Genomic DNA, 3,672 nt, shown 5'->3' with positions numbered 1-3,672 from the left:
ACAAATCCATATCTACAGAGTATCGCATAATTTGGTAAACAAAAACTTCGATTTTCCTTCGTAATTCTCAACGAAAAGTTTACTTAATTATGAGACGAGCGATAAAGTTGAGATTTCAGACAGTCTCTGAGTGACTTAAGGATGTGTTTTAACCGCAGGTAAACGCAGATGAAAAGGATTTGGGACTTTTGAGAAGAGTGGATTAAAGGATATTGATTGAACAATGAACATATCTAAAACCTTACATGTCACAAAACGTGCTGATTGGCGCAAGTGGCTCCGCCAGCATTACAAAAGCGAAAAAGAAATCTGGCTGGTCTACTATAAAAAAGGGACGGGCAAGCCGCGCATTGAATACAACGCTGCCGTAGAGGAAGCCCTATGCTTCGGCTGGATCGACAGCATAGCCAAAAGACTCGACGACGAACGAACCGCACAACGCTTTTCTCCCAGAAGGCCGAATGTCAAATATTCGCAAGCCAACATTGAACGCTTACGCTATTTGGTGGCGAAGAAAAAAGTGATCAAAGAGGTGGCGGAAACTCTGGGAGACGTGCTGAACCAGAAATTCAAGATCCCCCCCGATATTTTGAAAACCATCAAAGCCAATAAGCAGGCCTGGAAGAACTTTCAGAAATTTTCGGCTTCCTATAAGCGGATTCGAATCGCCTTTATTGACGGAGCCAGAAAGCGCCCCACAGAATTCAAGAAGCGCCTGCGTTATTTTATTGAAATGACAGAGAAGAACAAGATGATCGGTTTCGGCGGGATCGAGAAGCATTATTAATTAGACATTATCGGAAATAATCCGCAGATTACGCCGATTAAAGAATTTCAAAAGCAAAATCTGCGAAAATCCGTGTCATCTGCGGATAATAATCCTGTGGATAAAAAATCACGGTATGCGCGATTACCAATAAAGTCTAATCAGTTATTAATCAGCAACTTAGGGGGTCTCGAAATTCAAATTGCTCCACTCAGCATTCCATTTTATTATCACTTCTGAAAGATTAAGATTTTATAATGTTTAATAACATTATTGATGGGGATAAATTCCCTATTAAGAGGTAATATAGGGAGAATTTTTAAGACCTGTAAGATAGCTCGAGGACAGAATGAAACAATCAATCACAAAAATACTGGATTATGTCAAGAAAAATAAGCACGCCAAGGTTGGCGTAGCGATAATAATCGTGGTGGCGATCATGTCAGCCGGTTTGTTTACCCGCCTAAAGTCACAGGAGGAACCGGTGCCCCTCAGCGAGGTGGCAGCCGCAGTCTCCGCAGGGCGAGTGTCGAAAATTGAAGATACAGAGGAAAACGGGATCGTAACCATCTATTACAAGAATGGGTCGCAAAATACGGTGAGACGCGATCTTAATTCCTCCTTTCTGGAACAATTAACACTGCTCGGAGTCAGCGATAGTCAGTTGGCGAAATTGCAATACGAAATCGTCGAAGCGGATATGGTAACTGGCGAGAAAGTTATCAGCATGTTTGTAACTCTGGCAATGCTTGGCACGATGGCCTTCCTCGCAACACGCATGAGCAGCGGCGGTCTCGCGGTACCAAACAAAAAATATGCAGAAGGCGCAATCCCGGATATCACATTCAGGGACGTTGCTGGCATAGACGAATGCCGCGAGGAACTGGTTGATATCGTCAACTTTCTAAAAGGCAATACAATGTACGAACGCTTGAAGGCACGTTTGCCGCATGGTGTCCTTCTGGTGGGCAGCCCAGGCACCGGCAAGACCTTGATGGCAAAAGCCATCGCCGGGGAAGCGGGCGTGCCTTTCTTCTCAACATCAGGTTCCGAGTTTGTAGAAGTATTCGTGGGCCTAGGCGCCAGCCGCGTCCGTTCACTGTTCAAGAAGGCACGTGCCAATGCTCCATGTATTGTTTTCATCGATGAAATTGATGCTGCGGGCCGCAAACGTAACTCCATGGGTGGAGGTGCTGAATTGGAGCACGATCAGACCCTCAATCAAATCCTGGTTGAGATGGATGGATTCAGCGGCTCGGAAGGCATCATTGTATTGGGTGCCACCAATCGCATGGATGTATTGGACCCGGCATTGACACGCGCTGGTCGTTTCGACCGACATGTGAATATCCCTCACCCGGATATTAAAGGACGCCAGGCCATACTTGAAGTGCATACCAAGGATCGGTTGCTCGCATCAGATGTAAATCTGGAAGATGTTGCTAAATCCACACCTGGGCTTGTCGGCGCAGACCTGGCCAATATCGTGAATGAAGCGGCTATTCTTGCAGTCCGCAGTGGACACGAAACGATCATGGTACAGGATTTTCAAGAAGCGATTGAGAAGAATCTGACCGGCGGTCTTCAGCAAAAGAGTCGGGTGATGAGTGAACACGAGCGACGCACCATTGCCTACCATGAAGCTGGTCACGCAGTTGTGATGCATACCACGCCTGATTCGGATCCCGTTTACAAGATCACGATCATCCCGCGCGGACAAATGGGAGGCTTCACGATGGCGCTCCCCGAAGAGGACAGGATGCTGATGTCACGCAACCAGATTCTGGCCCGCATCACCGGTCTCATGGGCGGGCGTGTGGCAGAGGAAATCTTCTGCGCCGATATCACCAGCGGCGCATCCAACGACTTGAAGGTCGCTACTCAATACGCTGAGGAGATGGTCATGCGGTTGGGGATGAGCTCAAGTGGTTTGCGTTTCTTCAATCAGCCTGATGGGTATGAAGCATTGTCCGCGCCGCGGGCTGGGCAAAAAACATTTGAAGCACTCGACGAAGCCATCAGCCGTATTCTTGATGAATGTTATGCAGAAGCCAAACGTATCATCACCGAAAAGCGCGATGCAATGGAGCGCGTAACACAATCCTTGCTCCAACAGGAAACCCTTTCGCGCGAGGAATTCGCAGCGCTGATGTAGAAATTTTCTTATCAAAAACAGGAGCCAACTTTAAAAGCTGGCTCCTGTTTTCATTTCTTTTGGTACTTAACGTCAATAATGGATAAGGGAGTGTGTCATGCTGAGCGCCGTTTTTCAGGCGCGAAGCATCTCGTGACTTACATTCGAGACCCTTCAGTCGCTGACACCTGCCCTGGCGGGCGGTGCCAGGGAAAGTGCTCCTTCAGGGTGACACAACTTACTTAAAGCCTATGCTATTTTATTCGGCGCCTTTTTTCTGTTTATCTTTCTTATCTTTGCCTTTCTTGCCCTCATCATCGTGCGCCATCATATCAATGGCAATCGCCACAGCCAGAATGAGGATGTCATTTTGTCCAGGGTCGATCTCCACACCGTAGGTATCCGTAAAGCTGAACCATTTCTTGGAGATTTCCGCGACCTTATTGCGTCCATCCTTGATCGAATATTCATGGTCAAGGATATTGCCCTGCACGTCGAGGTCTGTGCCATTCTTGATCTTGACTGACCAGCGGTCACGAAACGGGGAGATGAGCGCTTTTTTGATCACAGCCATCTGATCGCCATCAGGACCGTCAATGGTCATCGTATCTCTGATGGTCAGCAATCGTTCTTTAATGGTGCAAAGGGTATTGCCCTTCAAGTCTTCAAAGACCAGCGTCTTGCGAATGCGAAATACCTTACCATCGATTTTGAAGACTCTTTTGCCCTCCTGGTTTTCGATCCAGAAATCATCTCCGATGGAGATCAGGTT

Annotated in this window: 3 protein-coding genes; 2 read left to right on the top strand and 1 reads right to left on the bottom strand. The window is 47.3% G+C overall.

Going from position 1 to position 3,672, the window contains the following annotated elements; genetic code table 11:
- Positions 1 to 223 precede the first annotated feature (223 nt).
- On the top strand, positions 224 to 787 hold the full coding sequence (locus tag AC14M5_RS10430; RefSeq protein WP_484029601.1) for a YdeI/OmpD-associated family protein: 564 nt from the start codon (positions 224 to 226) through the stop codon (positions 785 to 787).
- Positions 788 to 1,115: 328 nt separating this feature from the next.
- Positions 1,116 to 2,921, top strand: a complete 1,806-nt coding sequence (ftsH, locus tag AC14M5_RS10425; protein WP_484029600.1) for an ATP-dependent zinc metalloprotease FtsH — start codon at positions 1,116 to 1,118, stop codon at positions 2,919 to 2,921.
- Between the two features lie 238 nt (positions 2,922 to 3,159).
- On the opposite strand, the gene AC14M5_RS10420 is transcribed toward ftsH, so the two are convergent.
- On the bottom strand, positions 3,160 to 3,672 hold a 513-nt coding region (locus AC14M5_RS10420; RefSeq protein ID WP_484029599.1), incomplete at its 5' end, for an LURP-one-related/scramblase family protein.

Source organism: Candidatus Villigracilis sp. (assembly GCF_057083605.1).
This window is presented reverse-complemented; position numbering and strand designations above follow the sequence as displayed.

What these genes read in the sequence shown, in the direction of transcription:
- AC14M5_RS10430 (WP_484029601.1), top strand. Translation starts at nt 224, where the DNA reads ATGAACATATCTAAAACCTTACATGTCACAAAACGTGCTGATTGGCGC.
- ftsH (WP_484029600.1), top strand. Translation starts at nt 1,116, where the DNA reads ATGAAACAATCAATCACAAAAATACTGGATTATGTCAAGAAAAATAAG.